Consider the following 19,983-nt stretch of genomic DNA (forward strand, 5'->3'; position numbering starts at 1 on the left):
TTGATGCAGGTGCTGGCGTTGGCCATAGCGGTCTGCGCGGGCCTGGCAGGCGGGTTGACGGTGATGAGGGACCCGGGCGTGCGGCGGGCGCGGGCGTTGTTCTCGGCAGGAGGGGCGGGGCAGCAGGGACTGTGGGCGGTGTGGGCCATGGCTCGGGCGTACTTCGATGCGCGACGTGAATGGCTGTGCGCCCCTGTAGCGGCGCTTCTCGCAGTGTTTGGCGAGTCGGTGCTGCCCCTGCTTGCGGGGGCCGTGGCGGTGCCTCTGGTGCGGCGATGGCTGCAGCGGCGGGTGCTGCGGTGCGAGCGTGAGCGGGCGGCCGATGCGGTGACGGCACTTTGCGGGGCCGTGGTGGGTGAGCTGCGGGCAGGGCGCGAGCCGGGGCAGGCATTGCTCGCTGCCGGGCGGAACGCAGGGGCACTGGGCGTGGCCGAGGCCGCCGTGCTGGCGGCTGCGCGGTTCGGCGGCGATGTACCCGGCGCACTGCGGCAGGCGTCGGCCGGGCCGGGCCTGGGCGGGCTCGCGGGGGTGGCGGCCTGCTGGCGGGTGGCGGTCGACGGCGGAGCAGGTCTGGCCGCCGGTCTGGACCGCCTGGAAGGGGCGCTGAGGGCCGAGCGGCGTCGGCGGGAGGCGTTACGGGCGCAGCTGGCGGGCGCGTGGTCGACGGTCGTGGTGCTGGCGCTGCTGCCGGTGGTGGGACTGGGGCTGGGGGCGGCGCTCGGAGCGGACCCGCTGCGGGTGCTGCTGCACAGTCCGGGAGGGCTGGCCTGTCTGGTGGCGGGCTGCCTGCTGGAGACGGCGGGGCTGTTCTGGGCGGCGCGGATCGTCCGGGCGGGGGAGGCGCCGTGAGCGGGCTGCCCGAAGAGGTTCACAGACTCGGCGGGGGCGGAGCAGTTCTGGGTGCGGCTGTGTACGTGGCACTGGCCCTGGCCGGGCGACGGCAGGAACGGACGATGCGCGGACGGGGCGCGCTGTTGTTGGCCGTCTGCTCCGGAAGCCCGCGGCGGGGGTGGCGGTTCCGGCGGGCGAGGGGCAGGAGCCGTGCCCAGCGGTGGGCGGCGCTCCTGGGCGCGGGGGCAACCGGCTGGATTCTCGTCGGCGGGCCGGCTGGATGTGGGGTCGGTCTGGCGGCGGCGTACGGAGCGTGGCGATGGCAGCAGTCCGGGCAACGCCGAGAGGCCGGTGTCCAGAAGGCGGAGGAGGTCATGGCGGTGACCCGGCAATTGCCCTTGGCCGCCGATCTGTTGGCGGCTTGCATCTCGGCGGGCGCAGGACCGCGGGAGGCGGCAGGGGCTGTCGGGGAATCCATGGGCGGTCCGGTCGGCGACCGGCTGGCCCGTACGGCAGCCGAGATCCGGCTGGGAGGCGAACCAGCCGACGCGTGGGGGCGGTTCGGAGAAATACCGGGCGCAGGGCCCCTGGCCCGCTGTCTGGAACGGGCCGGGGCGACCGGGGCTCCGGCGGCGGAGTCGGTCTCCCGGCTGGCCGACGAGATGCGCGCCGAGCGCGCGAGTGCCGCCGTGGCACGTGCCCAGCGTGCGGGCGTGTTGATCACCGCACCCGTCGGGCTCTGCTTCCTGCCCGCCTTTCTGGCGGTGGGGGTGGCGCCGGTGGTGATCGGGCTTGCGACGGGGCTGTTGCACGGCAACTGACAGGAGCCACAGGTGCCCATTTCGGACACCTGTGCAAAACGAAAATCGACAAACCAAACGGGGGACGAGATGGCAAAGAACGTCATGGGACGTGCAATGAGCGCGGTGCGCCGTGCATGGGCGGACAGGTTCATGCGGTCCGGCCTGCCGGACCGAGGGATGACGACGTCCGAGTACGCCGTGGGCACCATCGCGGCCTGTGCGTTCGCAGCGGTGCTCTACAAGGTCGTCACCAGCGGACCTGTGCTGTCGGCGATGCAGTCGCTGATCAAGGATGCGCTCGATGCGAAGTTCTGAGACGGCCCGGAAGGGGGGCCGACCCAAGGCCCTGGCCCTGGACCGGGGCGCGGTGACGGCGGAGGCTGCCATGGCCATTCCCGTGTTGGTGGCGTTCGCCCTGGCTCTGGTGTGGGCGCTGGTTGCCGCGGCCGACCAGATCCGCTGTGTGGACGCCGCACGGGCCGGGGCGCGGGCGGCGGCACGTTCGGAGCCGGAGGCGTCGGTGCTCTCCGCGGCGCGGGAGGCGGCGCCGGGGAGGGCGCGGGTCGCTGTCAAGCGGACTGGGGAGCTGTGGCGGGTCCGGGTGGAGGCTCCCGCACCAGGACCGGGGCCGCTGGCCCTGACGTTGAGCGCAGAGGCGGTTGCGTCGGCCGAGGACCTGGTGGGAGCCGAACCGTGAAGGGGGCGGGGTCGTGGAGGCGGCGCGGAAGGAGTCCAGGGTGAGGGACCAGGGACTGGCAACGGTGTGGGTGGCCATGACGACGGCGACGCTGTGCGCGGTGTTCGCAGTGGTGCTTGCGCTGGGGCAGGCCGTGGCCGCCCGCCACAAGGCGGCCGGTGCGGCGGATCTGGCGGCCCTCGCCGCGGCGGACCGGGCGCTGCGCGGCACATCCGAGGCATGCGGGGCGGCGAGAGAGGTAGCGGGGGCACAGGGGGCCGAAGTGGTGCGGTGCGCGATCCAGGGCGAGATCGCTGATGTGACGGCCCGCGCGCGCTTCGGCCCGTATGCGCCGCAGGTCAGGTCTCGAGCGGGGCCACCGGCGACCGGGCCGGCCACCAGGCCGCCGGCCGCCACGCCGACGCCGGCCGGGGCAAGGTATCCGGCGGGGACTCCGGAACCAGCGGGGACTCCGGTACCGGCTGGCACTGCGGCACGGGCTGGCACTCCGGTACCGGCTGGCACTGCGGCACGGGCTGGCACTCCGGTACCGGCTGGCGCTGCGACACCGGCTGGCACTGCGACACGGGCAAGCGCTGCGACACCGGCTCAGCTCTGCGCGGCACAGGCACCAGCACAGGCACCGGTCGGGACCGCGGCACCGGCCGGAACTGCCGAACGGATGTCTAGCCGTCGGTGCTTTCCGCCTCGTGACGGTCCTCTCCGGGGTCCGGGGGCGCGGTTCTGAGGAGCTCGGTGAGAAGGCGTACGGCTCCCCGTTTATGAAGCGGCTCGTTGCCGTTGCCGCATTTGGGGGACTGGATGCAGGACGGGCAGCCGGCCTCGCACTCGCAGGAAGCGATGGCCTGGCGGGTCGCGGTCAGCCATGTGCGGGCGGTGTGGAAGGCCCGCTCTGCGAATCCCGCGCCGCCCGGGTGGCCGTCGTACACGAAGACGGTCGGCAGCAACGTGTCCGGGTGGAGCGGTACGGAGACACCGCCGATGTCCCAGCGGTCACAGGTGGCGAAGAGCGGCAGCATCCCGATCGAGGCGTGTTCGGCGGCGTGCAGGGCGCCACCGAGGATCTCGGGATTGATCCGGGCCGCATCGAGCTGATCCTCGGTGACCGTCCACCACACGGCACGGGTGCGCAGGGTGCGGGGCGGCAGGTCGAGCTTCGTCTCGCCGAGTACCTCCCCGGTGATCAGCCTGCGACGCAGGAAGGAGACGACCTGGTTGGTGACCTCCACGGAGCCGAAACAGAGTCGCCCGTCGCCCCACGGGATCTCGGTGTCGGTCTCCAGCACGGCGATGGCGGTGGTGTCGCGGGCGGTGGTCGAGTACGGCGGAACGGCTTCCTCGACCAAGGCCACCGAGTCCTCCAGATCCAGTTTCCGGACCAGGTAGGTGCGGCCCTGATGGAGGTGGACGGCGCCCTCGTGCACGGCGGTGTGCGCGGCCGATTCGTCGACGGTGCCCAGCAGACGGCCGGTCCCTTCCTCGACGATCTGGACCGGGCGGCCGCCTCCGCCTCGGATGTCGGTCAGATCGGCGGCCCGTTCGCGGCGGGTCCAGTGCCAGCCTGTTGCCCGTCTGCGCAGCAGCTTCGCCGCCTCCAGCTGCGGCAGCAGCTCGGGTACCGCAGGGCCGAAGAGGGCGATGTCGGCTTCGGTGAGCGGGAGCTCCGAGGCTGCGGCACACAGGTGCGGGGCGAGGACGTACGGGTTGTCCGGGTCCAGGACTGTCGACTCCACGGGCTGCTGGAACAGTGCCTCGGGGTGATGGACGAGGAATGTGTCCAGTGGGTCGTCCCGGGCGACGAGGATGGCCAGGGCGCCTTGGCCGGCGCGTCCGGCGCGGCCGGCCTGTTGCCACAGGGATGCCCTGGTACCCGGGTATCCGGCGATGACGACGGCATCCAGGCCCGAGACGTCGATGCCGAGCTCCAGGGCCGTGGTGGCGGCCAGTCCGAGCAGCTCCCCGGAGTGCAGAGCGCGTTCCAGGGCACGGCGCTCCTCGGGCAGGTAGCCACCACGGTAGGCGGCGATCCGTTTCGGCAGAGAGCGGTCCACCTCGCCCAGGCGTTCCTTGGCGATGACGGAGATGAGCTCGGCGCCGCGCCGGGAGCGTACGAAGGCAACCGAGCGGACTCCCTGGAGGGTCAGTTCGGTCAGGATGTCGGCGGTCTCGGCCGTGGCGGTACGGCGCACCGGAGCCCCCTTCTCGCCGTGCAGCTCGGTCAGCGGCGGCTCCCAGAGGGCGAAGACCGTCTCGCCGCGGGGGGAGGCGTCGTCGGCGACCTCCTTGACGGTCAGGCCCGTGAGGCGGCCCGCTGCGACCGAGGGCTGGGCCGCGGTGGCGGAGGCGAGGAGGAAGACCGGATCGGAGCCGTACCGGGCGCACAGGCGGCGCAGACGGCGCAGCACCTGGGCGACGTGCGACCCGAACACACCCCGGTAGGTGTGGCATTCATCGATGACGACGAAGCGCAGGGCGCGCAGGAAGGAGGCCCAGCGGGGGTGGGACGGGAGTATTCCCCGGTGCAGCATGTCGGGGTTCGTCAGGACGTAGTTGGCGTACTGGCGCACCCATTCGCGTTCTTCGACCGGCGTGTCTCCGTCGTAGACAGCGGGGCGGACCGCGGTGCCCAGCGGTGCCGCGAGTGCCTTCACCGAGCGCCGCTGATCGGCGGCGAGGGCCTTGGTGGGGGCGAGATACAGGGCAGTCGCGCCGCGGCCGTTCGGGGCCTGTGAGCCGTCCAGGAGGGCGCTCAGGACCGGAGCCAGGTAGGCGAGGGACTTGCCGGACGCGGTTCCGGTGGCGATCACGACGGATTCGCCGTCCAGGGCGTACTCGGCGGCGGCAGCCTGGTGTGCCCACGGATGGTCGATCCCGGCCTGGGTAATTGCCGCGATCACTTCCGGCCGGATGCGATCCGGCCAGATGGCATGGGTTCCCGTACGCGGGGGCAAGTGCTCCGTATGAGTGATGCGCGCGGCCCGGCCCGCCCCTGCGGCGAGCCGGTCGAGGACCATGTCGGGAGAGGGGCGGGAGCCCCCGTTCTCGGGCGGTCGACTGGGGCGGTGATTCTTGGCCATCGGCATCGAGTGTGTCACTGGCATGACGGACAATGGTCCCAAGGCGTCGTGCATGGCTGCTGGTAAGTGATTGAATGCCATCGCGGCTGGCGATCCGTCCCCTGGCCTCCGTCGGGGAGACCGAGGGGCGACCGCTCGATAGCAAGGTGCTGGAGGATCCGTGGACCTGTCCCTGTCGACTCGCAATGTGTCCGGCCCTGGTGGCGACCGTACGGTCGTCGAGGTCGGTGGCGAGATTGATGTGTATACCGCGCCCAAGCTGCGCGAGCAGTTGGTCGAGTTGGTGAATGACGGCAGCTACCACCTGGTTGTCGACATGGAAGGTGTCGACTTCCTCGACTCCACCGGCCTCGGCGTGCTCGTGGGCGGCTTGAAGCGTGTCCGGGCCCATGAGGGCTCGCTGCGACTGGTGTGCAACCAGGAGCGCATTCTCAAGATCTTCCGGATCACAGGTCTGACCAAGGTGTTTCCCATTCACACCACGGTCGACGAGGCTGTCGCGGCCACCGACTGACGTCGGCGCAGGTCGGTCGCTCTTCGGGCCGGCCAGCAGGTTGTGACAGGCCGACAGGCGGCAGCAGGCGGGCCGCCACGAGCAGGCGGTCGACCCCTTTGGTCGGCTGCCGGCTTCGTCGGTTCCGGTGGAGAAGTGAGAGCAGGGGTACCGGGCGCCACGCCCGGGCCCCTGAGATGCACGCCCATACGTTCGAGGGGGATGGCATGCCAACCGTTGAACTCCGCTTCAGCGCTCAGCCCGAACACGTCAGGACGGCCCGCCTCGTGGCAGCCGCCGTGGCACGCAGGGCCGGCGTGGACGAGGCGGTGCTCGACGAGGTCAGACTCGCCGTCGGCGAGGCGTGCAGCCGCGCTGTCGGGCTGCATCGGAGTCATGACATCACCACCCCGGTCACGGTCGTGCTGACCGAGGAGGAGAAGGCGTTCTCCATCGAGGTCGGCGACGGAGTGCCCGGCCCGGGCAGTGATACCTCACTGGAGGGAGCGCCCGGAGGTGGAGCCGGAGGGCTCGACGAAACGGATGCCGAGGACGAGATGGGTCTCGCCGTCATCAGCGGGTTGGTCGACGACGTGGAAGTCCGTTCGGGCACGGACGGCGGAGTGATCCGTATGACCTGGCCGACGACTTCGGCTGTGGTGCTTCCCTGAGGTGTGTCACGCCCTCGGGTGAGACGAGCGATCAAGTTTTCCGGGCCCTGCTGAGCAGGGCCTTTTTCCTGTGCGCTTGATCGATGATCTATTGATTTCCTCCGGGTGGCATGCGGCTGCCCCATTACTGCATTCGGGTGCAATCCCGGGCGAGATCATTTGTCTTTGGGTGGGCAGTCGCCGATTTCATTGACCACCCACTGTTTTGATCAGGTTCTGCTCCCTACAATCCGTCCACGTCTTGAGCGCTGAGCGTCAAGGAGGACGTATGGCGGAGTTCTTCAACACCCCACTCGCAGAACTGACGCACGTTTCCGCACCTTCCGGCCGGCCCACCTCACTCGCAGCCGCGGTACTCACCGATGACAATCGGCTGATCGTCGTCGTCATCGCGGCCGTCGCCCTCGCCGCGCTGGTCGTCGCCCAGCTGCTGGTCCGCCAGGTCCTGGCGGCCGGTGAAGGCACCGATCGGATGAAGGAGATCGCGGCTGCCGTCCAGGAAGGCGCGAACGCCTATCTGGCCCGGCAGCTGCGTACCGTCGGCATCTTTGCCGTCGTCGTGTTCTTCCTGCTTCTGCTGCTGCCGGCCGACAACTGGTCACAGCGTGCAGGCCGCTCGTTGTTCTTCCTGGTGGGTGCGCTTTTCTCGGCAGCCACCGGATACATCGGTATGCGACTCGCCGTACGCAGCAATGTGCGCGTGGCCGCTGCCGCGCGCGAGGCCACTCCTGCGGAGGGTGAACCGGAAAAGGATCTCACCGTTGTCTCGCACAAGGCGATGAAGATCGCTTTCCGTACAGGCGGTGTGGTCGGCATGATCACGGTGGGCCTCGGTCTGCTCGGCGCCTCCTGTGTCGTCCTCGTCTACGCCGCCGACGCGCCCAAGGTGCTGGAGGGATTCGGCCTCGGTGCGGCGTTGATCGCCATGTTCATGAGGGTCGGCGGTGGCATCTTCACCAAGGCCGCCGACGTGGGTGCCGACCTCGTGGGCAAGGTGGAGCAGGGCATTCCCGAGGACGATCCGCGCAACGCCGCCACCATCGCCGACAACGTGGGCGACAACGTCGGTGACTGCGCAGGAATGGCCGCCGACCTCTTCGAGTCGTACGCGGTGACGCTCGTGGCCGCACTCATTCTCGGCAAGGCGGCTTTCGGGGATGCCGGGCTGGCCTTTCCGTTGATCGTTCCGGCAATCGGCGTGGTCACCGCTATGATCGGCATCTTCGCGGTCGCCCCGCGGCGAGCCGACCGCAGCGGGATGACGGCCATCAACCGCGGATTCTTCGTCTCCGCGGTGATCTCACTGGTCCTGGTCGCGGTGGCGGTCTTCGTCTACCTGCCCTCCTCGTACGCAGACCTGGACGGGGTCACCGACAGCGCGATCACCTCGCACGGCGGCGACCCGCGTGTCTTCGCCCTGGTCGCGGTCACCATCGGCATCGTGCTCGCCGCACTGATCCAGCAGCTCACGGGCTACTTCACCGAGACCAACCGCCGCCCCGTCCGGGACATCGGGAAGTCCTCGCTGACCGGACCCGCGACCGTGGTTCTCGCCGGGATCTCCATCGGTCTGGAGTCGGCCGTCTACACCGCGCTCCTGATCGGTCTCGGCGTCTACGGAGCGTTTCTGCTCGGCGGGACATCGATCATGTTGGCTCTCTTCGCCGTGGCGCTCGCCGGAACCGGCCTCCTCACCACCGTGGGTGTCATCGTGGCGATGGACACCTTCGGCCCGGTCTCCGACAACGCTCAGGGCATCGCCGAGATGTCGGGCGACGTCACGGGCGCCGGGGCCCAGGTTCTCACCGACCTGGACGCCGTCGGCAACACCACCAAGGCCATCACCAAGGGCATCGCGATCGCCACCGCGGTGCTGGCGGCCTCGGCGCTCTTCGGCTCGTACCGCGACGCGATCGCCACGGCGGTCGACGACGTCGGCGCTCGGGCGGGGGAGATGGGACTGAGCCTGGACATCTCGCAGCCCAACAACCTGGTCGGCCTGATTCTCGGCGCCGCAGTCGTGTTCCTCTTCTCGGGCCTGGCCATCAGCGCCGTCTCCCGCTCTGCGGGGGCCGTGGTCTACGAGGTGCGGCGCCAGTTCCGCGAGCATCCCGGGATCATGGACTACACGGAGAAGCCGGAGTACGGACGCGTCGTCGACATCTGCACCAAGGACGCGCTGCGCGAGCTGGCCACCCCCGGGCTGCTAGCGGTCCTGGCACCGATCGCTGTCGGGTTCACCCTGGGTGTCGGCGCGCTCGGCTCGTATCTCGCGGGAGCGATCGCCACCGGAACCCTGATGGCTGTCTTCCTCGCCAACTCCGGCGGGGCGTGGGACAACGCCAAGAAGCTCGTCGAGGACGGTCACCACGGCGGAAAGGGCAGTGAGGCCCATGCCGCGACGGTCATCGGTGACACGGTCGGTGACCCGTTCAAGGACACGGCGGGCCCGGCGATCAACCCTCTCCTCAAGGTGATGAACCTGGTGGCGCTGCTCATCGCCCCTGCGGTCGTGCAGTTCAGCTATGGCGATGACGCGAGTGCGGGAGTGCGAGCGGCGGTGGCCGTGGTCGCCATCGGTGTCATCGTCGGAGCGGTCTATGTCTCCAAGCGGCGCGGGATCGCCATGGGTGACGACGGCGGATCGGGCGGCGACGACGGAGATGGAGGCCGCCCCGCCAAGTCCACTGATCCCGCCGCTGTTTCGTGAGCTGCTCGGGAAAGGTCGAGTGGCCACTTAGGTAATACCTGGTCAGTGGAGGGGCGGACGGCGCATTCTGATGCGCCGTCCGTCGCCTTCCTCGCCGGATATTCCACTCGGGCGAGGGAGTACCCGCACGAGTGACCGAGCGTTCAGGTGAGTTGTATCTCCCTCATTCTCCTTGGTGCAAATGGCTGCAAAAGCACGTACATCGGATGCCCGGCGCCAGAATGTCGCCCACTTGGCGTGTAAGTTCCGGGGCCGAGAGCCTTGGAAGGGACCCAATCCGGTGAACAAGAAGCTTGCAGCCGCACTGTCCGGCGGTGCGGTACTCGTACTGACGCTGTCGGGCTGCAGCGACGACAGCGACGACAAGGTGAACGACTGGGCGAAGAAGGTCTGCGACCAGGTCCAGCCGCAGCTGCAGAAGATCGCGAACGCCAATGCCGCGATCCAGCAGCAGACGGCCGACAACAGCAAGCCCGCCGACGTCCAGCAGACCGACTCGGCCGCCTTCCAGCAGATCTCGCAGGCGTACAAGGCGCTGGGCACAGCCGTGGAGTCCGCGGGCCCGCCGCCCGTGGACGACGGCGAGACCACGCAGCAGGAGGCCGTGAAGGAGCTCAACGCCTCCTCCGTGGCCTACGCGAACCTGAAGACGAAGGTCGACGCGCTCGACACGAAGGACCAGGCGAAATTCGCCGACGGACTCAAGGGCATCGCCGACGAGCTGAACAAGATCAGCACCAATGGTGACCAGGCTCTGAAGAAGCTCCAGTCGGGCGAGGTCGGTTCCGCGATGGCGAAGCAGAAGGGCTGCCAGAAGCCGACGGCCTCCGCCCCGCCCGCCGCCGCTCCGTCCGCCCCGGCATCGAAGTCGGCCTCTCCCGCCGCCTCGGCGAGCGAGAAGTCGTAGGCGAGCGAGGCCTCCGGCGGATGAAAAGCCGCCTCCGAAGCCCGTTCGCAGCGGTCCGGTCGCCCCTCGTGGGTGCCGGGCCGCTGCCGTTGTCGGTGGGAGCGGACACAATGGACGGGTGAGTACGACCAGCCTTCCCGCATCCGCCCGCACCCCCCGGCTCCGCCAGGCCCTGATCGCCGCGGCTTTCACCGCCGACGGCCTCCTGGAGCGGCTCGGCGCGCCCGCCTACGCCGCGCTCGCCCGCAGCGAGACCGTCCCGGCACTCCGGGCCACCCGCGGGGATTCGCCCCTCGACACGCTGGTGCGGCTGTTCCTTCTGCAGCGCCACGTCCCGGCCGCCCGGGTCGCCGCAGCGCTTCCGCTGGAGGAGTGTGTGGAGGACGGCTGGGTGGTCCGTGAGGGAGACCTGGTCAGAGCGACCGTCGACGTCCGGCCGTACGGCGGGCCCGAGGGCGAGGACTGGTTCATCGTTTCCGACCTGGGGTGTGCTGTAGGCGGGGCGGGTGGGATCGGCTCGCACGAGGAGGCGGTCGTCCTGGGCGTAGGCGGGGCGTCCACCACGCTTGCCGGTATCACCGTGCGCAGACCCGTCGCCACCGCCCTCGATCTCGGTGCGGGTTCCGGCATCCAGGCGCTGCACGCCGCCCAGCACGCCATTCGGGTCACGGCCACGGACGTCAATCCACGAGCCCTGGACTTCACCCGGCTCACCCTCGCACTGTCCGGCGCCGCTCCGGCCGATCTGCGTGTGGGCTCCCTCTATGAGCCGGTCGACACCGAGACGTACGACCTGATCGTCTCCAACCCGCCCTTCGTCATCTCGCCCGGCGCCCGGTTGACGTACCGCGACGGCGGTATGGGCGGCGACGACCTGTGCCGGACGCTGGTGCAGCAGGCCGGCGACCGGTTGAACGAGGGGGGGTACGCGCAGTTTCTCGCCAACTGGCAGCACGTGGAGGGCGAGGAGTGGCAGGACCGGCTGCGCTCCTGGGTACCTCAAGGTTGTGACGCCTGGATCGTGCAGCGCGAGGTGCAGGACATCACGCAGTACGCCGAGCTCTGGCTCCGCGACAGCGGCGACCACCGTACGGACCCCGCCGCCTACGCCGAGCGGTACGAGGCCTGGATGGACGAATTCGAGGCCCGCAGAACCAAGGGCGTCGGTTTCGGATGGATCACGCTCAGGAAGTCCGCTGCCGCCGTTGCGGGCAATCCGTCGGTCGTGATCGAGGAGTGGCCGCATTCGGTGGAGCAGCCCCTCGGCCCGGCCGTCGAGGCCCATTTCGTCCGGCAGGACTATCTGCGTGAGCACGACGACGCCGCCCTGCTGGCTGCGCACTTCACCCTCTCCGACGAGGTGGTGCAGGAGCAGGTCGGCCTGCCGGGCGCCGAGGACCCCGAGCATGTGGTGCTGCGTCAGCACCGCGGGATGCGACGGGCCACCAAGGTCGATGCGGTCGGGGCCGGGTTCGCGGGCGTGTGCGACGGCTCGCTGCCTGCAGGCAGGATCCTGGATGCCATCGCCCAGCTCATGGCAGAGGACCCGGTGCTGCTGCGCGACCGCACCCCGCAGGCGATCCGGCTGCTGGTGGAGGAGGGTTTCCTGGAGCCGGTGAGGGGCGGCGCGTGAGTGCGGCGACGTAGACCCGTGATCCGTATCGAGCTGGACGAGGCCGCACTCGGTGCGACCCGGATCGCCATCGGCCCGCTGTGTGAAACCTCCTGCCGCCTGCATCTCGCACGAGCGCACGGGCTCCCTTCCTGGCCCTACGAGGCGTGGGCGGTGCGGGCCGGTCCGTGACCTCCTGAAGGAGGACGACCGGACGTGCCCGGTGCGGCTGTTGAGCGAGGGACCGGCCGGCTTGCCGGGCTTCCTGTTGTCCGGAACCGATCAGCGCGTCGTCGGTCGAGGACGAGCCGGGACCTCATCCGGGCCACGCCGGCCGACATGGTGCGGGCGGGGGGCGCCGAGCACTACACGCGGCTCGACGACCATCCCTACATTCGCCCGTATCGACGCGCTCTTCGCCGGTCCGGAGGCGCGGGCGAGGTGGACGGCGCCCGTTCCGGAACTGACGAAGCACATCGACGCCCAGTACCGGCGGGCCGCCGCGACCGGGTCGCCGCCACTCTCTCGCTCGCCTGACGGCCGGGCCCGCCCGGACCTCTTCACGAGCCCTCCTGCGCCCTCCCCGTGGCCTGCGCCTTCTCAGGAACCGTCCGCACGGCCCGACTTACCCTCATCGGCGGCGGCATCTCGTACCGTGCCCTGTTCAACTGGACGACGTCCCCCATGTCCATCGGCACGCTGCTCGTAGGGCCGCTGCTGCAACTGCTGTTCTTGGTCTTTCCAGCTGCAGCTCGGGGTCGCCGGCGACCTGTTCCATCTGCTCGCCAACGCGGTGATCGCCTTCTCCACCGCATGCGTCTACGGCGGCACGACGGCCATCGCCGACGAGCGTCGGTACGGCACCCGCGGTGCGGTCCTTCTCAGCCCTCGCCATCGCGCTCCGCTCCGGTTCGGCCGCGCCCTCCCGTATGTGCTCAACGGCCTGCTGATCAGCGTCTTCACGCTTGCTGCCGCCTCGCTCCTGCTCGGTCTGCAGATTCCGCTAGGGGCTGTGGCCGGCCTGGTCACCGTCCTGCTCGCCGCCTCCGCGGGCTGCTCGGCGTTCGGACAGGCGCTGGGGGAGCTCGGGCTCCGTTTCCGGGGTGTCTTCCCGGTGTCGAACGTGGCCTGTTCCGTACTGCTCCTGCTGACCGGGGGGAACGTCCCGCGCGACACCCTGCCCGTGTGGATGCGGGCCGCCGGGGACGCGCTTCCGCTCACCCATGCCGCGGAGCCGCCGGGCAGTTGTCCGCAGGCGGCGGGCTGGACGGTGGGCTCCTCGGGGCGGAGCTCGTGGTCGGGGCCGGTTGTGCGCTGTCCGCGCCGACTCTGTTCGCCGCATTCGGGCGCGGAAGCCGGCGCCGCGCGACTCTCGATGTGATGTGAATCGCCTTCGGAGCGTGCTGTTCACCCGGGGTTCGCATCGGCGACGCCCCGGCGTGGCACCGTCCCCTCAGCAGCACGGGCGGCACCGGCAGCGCGGCGGCCGGCACCCGGGCAGCAGTCGATGCGACGAGTTTGAGGGGTACGGACATGGAGAGCGTCACCGCGGTCTTCGCCGGAACGGCATTCGCACTGTTCGGCGCCGCTCTCCTGATCTGGACAGGGGCGCGCACCATTCACCGTGCGCCGGTGGCGCACGGTGTGAGCCCCGTCGCCTCCACCGCTCTCGCCACACTCTTCGGCGCACTCTTCCTCGTCCTCGGCGTGTGGTGCTTCACCCGCATCTGATCCACACGGCCGGCAGGGCCGACTCACCAGTCCTGCCACCGTCCCACAGGCACCCCGACGGCCCCCCGAAACCTGCAGGCGACAGTGCTGCGAAGCGCGGACCGGGCAGTCCGGGCGGCAGGAACGGCGGAAGTCGGGTTACCGTTCGAGTGGCCGTTGCGGGCTTTTGCCGTTTGACACGGGGGCGGGTTGTACCGTCACACTCCGCAGCGACAGCACCGCGGGCAGCGTCATTGCGCTGCCCGGATGCCCCACGAGTGTCGACCGGAAAGAAGAGCGAAGTTGTCCCCGACCAGCGAGACCGCAGGCCGCCGACTCGTCATTGTCGAGTCGCCTGCCAAGGCGAAGACGATCAAGGGCTACCTCGGCCCCGGATACGTCGTCGAGGCGAGCGTCGGGCACATCCGCGACCTGCCGAACGGCGCGGCCGAGGTGCCGGACGAGTACACGGGTGAGGTACGCCGACTCGGCGTCGACGTCGACAACGACTTCCAGCCCATCTACGTCGTCAACGCAGACAAGAAAGCCCAGGTCCGGAAGCTCAAGCAGCTCCTTGCCGAATCCGACGAACTCTTCCTCGCCACCGATGAGGACCGCGAGGGCGAAGCCATCGCGTGGCACCTGCAGGAAGTGCTCAAGCCCAAGGTCCCGGTCCACCGGATGGTCTTCCACGAGATCACCAAGGACGCGATCCGGGCAGCCGTCGCCAATCCGCGCGAGCTGAACCAGCGCATGGTCGACGCCCAGGAAACCCGCCGTATCCTCGACCGTCTCTATGGCTACGAGGTCTCGCCGGTCCTGTGGAAGAAGGTCATGCCACGGCTCTCCGCGGGCCGTGTCCAGTCCGTCGCCACCCGCCTCGTCGTCGAACGGGAGCGCGAGCGCATCGCCTTCCGTTCCGCCGAGTACTGGGACCTCACCGGCACGTTCGCCACCGGTCGCAGCGGTGACGCCACCGATCCCTCGACGCTCACCGCCCGCCTCAGCGCGGTCGACGGGCGCCGCATCGCCCAGGGCCGCGACTTCGGCTCGGACGGGCAGCTCAAGTCCGGATCCGGTCAGACGCTGCACCTGGACGAGGCGAACGCCCGTGCCCTGGCCGCCGCGCTCGCCGACTCCACGTTCGCCGTACGGTCCGTCGAGTCGAAGCCGTACCGCCGCTCGCCCTATGCACCCTTCCGTACGACGACCCTCCAGCAGGAGGCGAGCCGCAAGCTGGGATTCGGGGCCAAGGCCACGATGCAGGTCGCGCAGAAGCTGTACGAGAACGGCTTCATCACCTACATGCGTACCGACTCCACGACGCTCTCGGGCACCGCGATCTCCGCGGCCCGGGCGCAGGTCACGCAGCTGTACGGGGCGAACTACCTCCCGGAAAAGCCCCGCACCTACGCCGCGAAGGTCAAGAACGCGCAGGAGGCGCACGAGGCGATCCGCCCCTCCGGCGACCGCTTCCGCACCCCGGCCGAGACGGGTCTCACCGGCGACCAGTTCCGGCTGTACGAGCTGATCTGGAAGCGGACCGTCGCCTCCCAGATGAAGGACGCCGTCGGTAACTCCGTCACCGTCAAGATCGGCGGCCGGGCGAGCGACGGCCGGGACGCCGAATTCTCCGCGTCCGGCAAGACGATCACCTTCCACGGCTTCATGAAGGCGTACGTCGAAGGCGCGGACGACCCGAACGCCGAGCTCGACGACCGCGAGCGGCGGCTGCCGCAGGTTGCCGAGGGCGACGCGCTGACCGCCGACGAGGTCACGGTCGACGGCCACGCCACCAAGCCGCCGGCCCGTTACACCGAGGCCTCGCTGGTCAAGGAGCTCGAAGAGCGCGAGATCGGCCGCCCGTCGACGTACGCCTCGATCATCGGGACGATCCTGGACCGCGGCTACGTGTTCAAGAAGGGCACGGCCCTGGTGCCGTCGTTCCTCTCGTTCGCCGTGGTCAACCTGCTGGAGAAGCACTTCGGCCGGCTCGTCGACTACGACTTCACCGCACGCATGGAGGACGACCTCGACCGCATTGCGCGGGGCGAGGCCCAGTCCGTGCCGTGGCTGCGGCGCTTCTACTTCGGCGCGCACGCCGAGGGCGCGGCCGGTGCCGGGGCGGCCTCCGATGCGGGCAACGGCGACGGCGACCACCTCGGTGGTCTCAAGGAGCTCGTCACCGACCTCGGCGCGATCGACGCCCGGGAGATCTCCTCCTTCCCCGTCGGCAACGACATCAAGCTCAGGGTCGGCCGTTACGGCCCGTACATCGAGCGTGGCGAGAAGGACTCCGAGGGGCATCAGCGCGCCGATGTGCAGGAGGACCTGGCGCCCGACGAGCTGTCCGTGGAGTACGCGGAGGAGCTGCTGGCCAAGCCGAGCGGCGACTTCGAGCTCGGCGCCGACCCGGTCACCGGGCACCAGATCATCGCCAAGGACGGGCGCTACGGCCCGTACGTCACCGAGGTGCTGCCCGAGGGCACCCCGAAGACCGGCAAGAACGCGGTGAAGCCGCGGACCGCCTCCCTCTTCAAGTCCATGTCGGTGGATACGGTGACGCTGGCCGACGCGCTCAAGCTGATGTCGCTGCCGCGGGTCGTCGGTGAGGACGCGGAGGGCGTGGAGATCACCGCGCAGAACGGCCGCTACGGTCCCTACCTCAAGAAGGGGACGGACTCGCGCTCGCTCACGTCCGAGGACCAGCTCTTCGACATCACGCTCGACGAGGCCCTCGCGATCTACGCCCAGCCGAAGCAGCGCGGGCGGGCCGCCGCCAAGCCGCCGCTGAAGGAACTGGGCACGGACCCGGTGAGCGGTGCTCCGGTCGTCGTCAAGGACGGGCGCTTCGGTGCGTACGTCACCGACGGCGAGACGAATGCGACGCTGCGTACCGACGACAGCGTCGAGGACATCACGCCGGAGCGCGGCTACGAGCTCCTCGCGGAGAAGCGCGCCAAGGGACCCGCCAAGAAGAAGACGGCGAAGAAGGCCCCGGCCAAGAAGGCGCCCGCGAAGAAGGCGACTGCGGCGAAGACAACGGCCGCGAAGACGACGGCCACGAAGAAGACTGCGGCCAAGAAGACGGCAGCGAAGAAGACGACGGCGAAGAAGGCCGCACCCGCATCCTCGTCGTCGGAGGACTGACCTCGCACCTCCTGAGACCCCAGGGGCTGGAGATCCAGTCCCTGGGGCCCGGACGAGGGCCCCGGACGGCGTCCGTGGGGTTACGAGGAGCGGACCTCGGGCCGACGGCTCGGCCGGGGAGGGTTCCGGTGGGGCAGACAGGGGAGGGGCAAGCCCTCCGCGAGCGCCCCGGCCCGCAGGGCGACGGCCATATGTTCGGACGCGGCCCCCGAGCACCGCGCCGCTCCCGATAGGCTGGGCGGATGACGCGAGCCGAGCAGCTACCGGTCGTGAGCCCCACCTCCGACACACTTGCCGCAGACTCACGCGAGCGCGCCGTACGAGCCCTGTTGCGTGTTCCCCCGCTCAGGCGGTTGTGGAGCGCCCAGCTCGTCGGCAGTATCGGCGATTCACTCGCCCTTCTTGTGCTTGTGCTGTTGTCGCTGCAGGCGGCGGTCCTTGAGGGCTCATTCGGAGCCGGATACCGCGGGGCGGCCTTTGCCGTCGCCGCCGTGTTCGGTGCCCGAATTATTTCCACCGTGCTCTTCGGAGCCGTACTCCTGGGGCCGTTGACGGCGCTCACGGCGCCCGGCGGTCCGGTCGACCGCCGCTGGCTGATGATCGGGGCGGACGGGCTGCGGCTCGCGCTGCTGGTCGTCGCGCCGCTGTGGATCGACTGGATGCCGGACAAGGCGCTCATGATGATCCTGATCACCGTCTTCGTGACCGGTGTGGGCGAGCGTCTGTGGACGGTGGCCAAGGAGAGCGCGGCCCCCGCACTGCTCCCCGCCCCGCCCCCGGAGGGCGCCACTGTGCGCCCTCTGCCCGACCACCTCGACGCACTCCGCAGGCTCTCCCTGCGGACCGACTTCCTCGCGATCCCCGCGGCCGCGGCCGTGCTCGTGGTCGCGACGCTGATCGGCAATCTGCTCGGGTCGGGGCTCGACTGGTTCTCCTTCCACCAGGCTGCCCTCGGCTCGTACGTCGCGGCAGGCCTTTTCTCGGCCTCGATCTCGACCCTGTACTTCCTCGAACTCCCGGGCGTTCCGACGCCCCGCCCGCGCTCTCCGCTGGAGGGTCTGCGCAGGCCGACCACCGGAACGGGTCCCGACAAGGGCCGCACAGGCACTGCCCCGCTCGTCGTCGGCGCGTGCGCCGCGGTCGCCGGGGCCATCTCCGCCGCTGCGGCTGTCTCCGTACTGCACGCAGCAGACCTGGGCGGCGGACCTGCCACCTTCGCCCTGCTCATCCTCGTCCTGACCGGCGGCACCGCGCTCGGTATCCGTACAGCGCAGAAGGTGCTGCCCGCCCTGTCGCGGCGCAGGCTGCTGGCCCTGTCGACGGCCGTCACCGGCGTCGCGCTCCTCGCGCTCGGCCTGGTGCCGGACACGGCGACCGGGCTGCTGATCGCGCTGCTCGCCGGTTACTCGGCGGGTGTCGCCGCGCACATCGGGCACGCGATCGTCGAGCAGGAGACCGAGGAGTTCCGGCAGGCCAGGAGCACCGAGCACCTCCAGGCCGTCGTCCGGGTGCTGGTCGCGCTCGGCGCGGTGGGCGGCCCGCTGCTCGCCGCCGCCATCGGCCGGCACCGGCTGGGCTCCGGCGACTTCGTCTTCGCCCACGGCGGAGCCGCGTTCGCGCTGATGCTCATCGGCGCCCTGCTGCTGCCCGTCGCCGTGATCGTCCTCGCCAAGACGGACGACCGCGCCGGGGTACCGCTCCGCCGTGATCTGCGGGAGGCGCTGCGTGGCGGCGACCCGGCCGTCGCGCCTGCCGCGACCGGCTTCTTCCTCGTTCTGGAGGGCGGTGACGGGGCCGGGAAGTCCACTCAGGTCGAAGCGCTCGCCGAGTGGATCCGGGCCAAGGGCCATGAGGTCGTCGTGACGCGCGAGCCGGGAGCGACCCCGGTCGGCAAGCGGCTGCGTTCGATCCTGCTCGACGTGTCGTCGGCCGGACTGTCGAACCGGGCCGAAGCCCTGCTGTACGCCGCCGACCGCGCCGAGCACGTCGACTCGGTCGTCCGCCCGGCGCTGGAGCGCGGCGCGATCGTCATCTCGGACCGCTACATCGACTCGTCCGTCGCCTACCAGGGTGCGGGCCGCGACCTCTCGCCGACCGAGATCGCCAGGATCTCGCGGTGGGCGACGAGCGGTCTCGTACCGCATCTGACCGTGCTCCTCGATGTCGCCCCGGAGACCGCGCGGGAACGTTTCACGGAGGCGCCGGACCGGCTGGAGTCCGAGCCGCCCGAGTTCCACACCCGGGTACGGTCCGGCTTCCTCACCCTCGCCGCGGCCGACCCGTCCCGGTACCTGGTGGTGGACGCCGGCCAGGAATCGGAGACGATCACCACCGTCGTACGCCACCGGCTCGACCAGCTCCTTCCGCTCTCCGAGGCCGAGGTCAGGGCCCAGGAGGAGGCGCGCAGGGCGGTCGAGGAAGAGGCCAGGCGCAAGGCGGAGGAAGAGGCCGCGCGCAAGGCGGAGGAGGAGCGGCTGGAGCGTGAGCGGGAGGCGCAGCTCGCCAAGCTCCGTGCCGAGGAGGAGGAGCGCAGGAGCCGCGAGGAGGAGGACGCGCGTCAGCGCGAGGCCGAGCGGCAGGCGGAGGAGGCCCGGCAGCGAGCCGAGGATGCCCGCCGCCGTGCGGAGGAGGAGCGGGCCCGCCTCGAGGCCGAGGAGCGGGTGCGCGAGGCCGAGCAGGCGCGGCTACGCCGGCAGGCCCAGGAGGAGGCAAGGCTGCGCCAGGAGGCGGAGGCACTGCGCCTGGAGAAGCAGCGCAAGGCGGAGGAGGCGCTGGTACGGGCCGAGGACGCCCGCCGCCGTGCCGAAGCCGAGGCGGCTGCCCGTGCGGAAGCCGAGGCTGCCCGGGCCGAGTCGGAGGCGGTCGCGAGGAAGCGGTCCGCGCCGCCCGTACCGGACAACGAGCTGACGGTTCCGACCCCGGTCGTGAATCCGAACGAGATCACGCAGCCGGTCCCGCTCGCCCAGCCCTCGGACCGGCCGGCCCGTGACGCGGACGAGACGGCTGTCCTGCCGCCCGTGCGGGACGAGGACCCGGCGGACCGGGTGCCGCCGGGCGTCTTCCGGGACGAGCGCCGTGCCGCGCCCGCCGGCGGGAACGAGAACGAGCGCACCCGCGAACTGCCCCAGGTCAGCGACGGCCCGCAGGCCGGGCGGGCTGCTCAGGACCGTTCGGGCGGCAAGAAGCGTCCTCGTTCCGACTGGGCCGAGGAGACGCCGCTCGACGATCTGCCGACCCTGGCCGACGAGCTGCTCGGCGACCAGGACGACGACCCGGGCACCTCCGGACGGGACGGGCGCAGGCCGCGCCGCTGAGGGGATGG

At 70.5% G+C, this 19,983-nt stretch carries 16 protein-coding genes; 15 read left to right on the forward strand and 1 reads right to left on the reverse strand.

Going from position 1 to position 19,983, the window contains the following annotated elements; all coding sequences use genetic code 11:
* Nucleotides 1–3: 3 nt before the first annotated feature.
* The 5 genes from ACFWBQ_RS10690 (at nucleotide 4) to ACFWBQ_RS10710 (ending at nucleotide 3,058) form a co-directional block, all read left to right on the forward strand.
* Nucleotides 4–849, forward strand: coding sequence for a type II secretion system F family protein (locus ACFWBQ_RS10690; protein ID WP_385486492.1), 846 nt, complete (start codon nucleotides 4–6; stop codon nucleotides 847–849).
* The gene (locus ACFWBQ_RS10695; protein ID WP_385486316.1) at nucleotides 846–1,652 is read left to right on the forward strand and encodes a type II secretion system F family protein; all 807 of its coding nucleotides are present in this window, start codon (nucleotides 846–848) and stop codon (nucleotides 1,650–1,652) included. The genes ACFWBQ_RS10690 and ACFWBQ_RS10695 overlap by 4 nt, the downstream gene beginning before the upstream one ends.
* A 69-nt stretch (nucleotides 1,653–1,721) precedes the next feature.
* Nucleotides 1,722–1,949, forward strand: a complete 228-nt coding sequence (locus ACFWBQ_RS10700; RefSeq protein ID WP_385486494.1) for a DUF4244 domain-containing protein — start codon at nucleotides 1,722–1,724, stop codon at nucleotides 1,947–1,949.
* Complete coding sequence (locus tag ACFWBQ_RS10705) at nucleotides 1,936–2,331, forward strand: TadE family type IV pilus minor pilin (protein WP_385486318.1); 396 nt, start codon at nucleotides 1,936–1,938, stop codon at nucleotides 2,329–2,331. The genes ACFWBQ_RS10700 and ACFWBQ_RS10705 overlap by 14 nt, the downstream gene beginning before the upstream one ends.
* A 76-nt stretch (nucleotides 2,332–2,407) precedes the next feature.
* Entirely contained in the window at nucleotides 2,408–3,058 is a 651-nt protein-coding gene (locus ACFWBQ_RS10710) for an Rv3654c family TadE-like protein (protein ID WP_385486496.1), read from the forward strand.
* On the opposite strand, the gene ACFWBQ_RS10715 is transcribed toward ACFWBQ_RS10710, so the two are convergent.
* Nucleotides 2,997–5,489, reverse strand: a complete 2,493-nt coding sequence (locus ACFWBQ_RS10715) for a DEAD/DEAH box helicase (RefSeq protein WP_385486320.1) — start codon at nucleotides 5,487–5,489, stop codon at nucleotides 2,997–2,999. The two genes, ACFWBQ_RS10710 and ACFWBQ_RS10715, sit on opposite strands and share 62 nt — an antisense overlap.
* 79 nt (nucleotides 5,490–5,568) lie before the next feature.
* Here ACFWBQ_RS10715 and ACFWBQ_RS10720 point away from each other — a divergent pair, with 79 nt between their 5' ends.
* The 10 genes from ACFWBQ_RS10720 to tmk all read left to right on the forward strand — a co-directional run bounded on the left by ACFWBQ_RS10720 (nucleotide 5,569) and on the right by tmk (nucleotide 19,975).
* A complete protein-coding gene (locus ACFWBQ_RS10720; RefSeq protein ID WP_003967428.1) occupies nucleotides 5,569–5,922 on the forward strand; it encodes an STAS domain-containing protein in 354 nt (117 codons plus the stop codon).
* A 206-nt stretch (nucleotides 5,923–6,128) separates the two neighbouring features.
* On the forward strand, nucleotides 6,129–6,572 hold the full coding sequence (locus tag ACFWBQ_RS10725; RefSeq protein WP_385486322.1) for an ATP-binding protein: 444 nt from the start codon (nucleotides 6,129–6,131) through the stop codon (nucleotides 6,570–6,572).
* A 268-nt stretch (nucleotides 6,573–6,840) separates the two neighbouring features.
* On the forward strand, nucleotides 6,841–9,282 hold the full coding sequence (locus ACFWBQ_RS10730; RefSeq protein WP_385486324.1) for a sodium-translocating pyrophosphatase: 2,442 nt from the start codon (nucleotides 6,841–6,843) through the stop codon (nucleotides 9,280–9,282).
* Between the two features lie 280 nt (nucleotides 9,283–9,562).
* Complete coding sequence (locus ACFWBQ_RS10735) at nucleotides 9,563–10,189, forward strand: small secreted protein (protein ID WP_385486326.1); 627 nt, start codon at nucleotides 9,563–9,565, stop codon at nucleotides 10,187–10,189.
* Nucleotides 10,190–10,307: 118 nt separating this feature from the next.
* A complete protein-coding gene (locus ACFWBQ_RS10740) occupies nucleotides 10,308–11,822 on the forward strand; it encodes a methyltransferase (protein WP_385486328.1) in 1,515 nt (504 codons plus the stop codon).
* A gap of 18 nt (nucleotides 11,823–11,840) precedes the next feature.
* The gene (locus ACFWBQ_RS10745) at nucleotides 11,841–11,993 is read left to right on the forward strand and encodes a hypothetical protein (protein ID WP_385486330.1); all 153 of its coding nucleotides are present in this window, start codon (nucleotides 11,841–11,843) and stop codon (nucleotides 11,991–11,993) included.
* A gap of 601 nt (nucleotides 11,994–12,594) precedes the next feature.
* Nucleotides 12,595–13,182, forward strand: coding sequence for an ABC transporter permease (locus tag ACFWBQ_RS10750; protein WP_385486332.1), 588 nt, complete (start codon nucleotides 12,595–12,597; stop codon nucleotides 13,180–13,182).
* 152 nt (nucleotides 13,183–13,334) lie between these two features.
* Nucleotides 13,335–13,532, forward strand: a complete 198-nt coding sequence (locus ACFWBQ_RS10755; protein WP_385486334.1) for a hypothetical protein — start codon at nucleotides 13,335–13,337, stop codon at nucleotides 13,530–13,532.
* Between the two features lie 282 nt (nucleotides 13,533–13,814).
* Nucleotides 13,815–16,661 (forward strand): type I DNA topoisomerase, encoded by a 2,847-nt coding sequence (gene topA / locus ACFWBQ_RS10760; protein ID WP_385486336.1) that lies wholly within the window; start codon nucleotides 13,815–13,817, stop codon nucleotides 16,659–16,661.
* A 242-nt stretch (nucleotides 16,662–16,903) separates the two neighbouring features.
* The gene (gene tmk / locus ACFWBQ_RS10765; RefSeq protein ID WP_385486338.1) at nucleotides 16,904–19,975 is read left to right on the forward strand and encodes a dTMP kinase; all 3,072 of its coding nucleotides are present in this window, start codon (nucleotides 16,904–16,906) and stop codon (nucleotides 19,973–19,975) included.
* Nucleotides 19,976–19,983: the final 8 nt, after the last annotated feature.

This window comes from Streptomyces sp. NPDC060035 (assembly GCF_042736635.1).
Lineage (GTDB): Bacteria > Actinomycetota > Actinomycetes > Streptomycetales > Streptomycetaceae > Streptomyces.